Genomic DNA, 715 nt, shown 5'->3' with positions numbered 1-715 from the left:
GCCGGGGCAGGTCTATTGGTGCGGCGCCGATATCGGCTGGGTCACCGGGCACAGCTATATCGTCTACGGCCCGCTCGCCAACGGCGCGACGACGCTGATGTACGAAGGCCTGCCCAACTGGCCCGACGCCAGCCGGATCTGGCAGGTGTGCGACCGCCACCAGGTCGAGATCCTCTACACCGCCCCCACCGCGCTGCGCGCCTTGATGCGCGAAGGCGACGAGTTCGTCACCAAGACCTCGCGCAAATCGCTGAAGCTGCTCGGCACGGTGGGCGAACCGATCAACCCCGAGGCGTGGCGCTGGTATCACGATGTGGTCGGCGAAGGCCGCTGCCCGATCGTCGACACCTGGTGGCAGACCGAGACCGGCGGGCACATGATCACCCCGCTGCCCGGCGCGCACGGGCTCAAGCCCGGCAGCGCGATCCGGCCGTTCTTCGGGATCGAGCCGCAGATCGTCGATGCCGACGGCGTGCTCCAGACCGGCAACCCGGCCGAGGGCAATCTGTGCATCGCCAAAAGCTGGCCGGGGCAGATGCGCACCGTGTGGGGCGATCACGACCGTTTCTTCCAGACCTATTTCGCGACCTATCCGGGCTATTATTTCTCGGGCGACGGCTGCCGCCGCGATGCGGACGGCGATTACTGGATCACCGGCCGGGTCGACGACGTCATCAACGTCTCGGGCCACCGCATGGGCACCGCCGAGGTCGAA

At 67.6% G+C, this 715-nt stretch carries 1 protein-coding gene; it reads left to right on the top strand.

From position 1 onward, the window contains the following. The coding region (locus NFE57_RS16600) for an AMP-binding protein (protein WP_252136697.1) at positions 1-715 on the top strand (715 nt) is incomplete at both ends.

Source organism: Hephaestia sp. MAHUQ-44 (assembly GCF_023806085.1).
In the GTDB taxonomy this organism is placed as follows: domain Bacteria; phylum Pseudomonadota; class Alphaproteobacteria; order Sphingomonadales; family Sphingomonadaceae; genus Sphingomonas.
The sequence above is the reverse complement of the archived record's forward strand: the minus strand, read 5'-3'. Positions and strand labels throughout refer to the sequence as shown.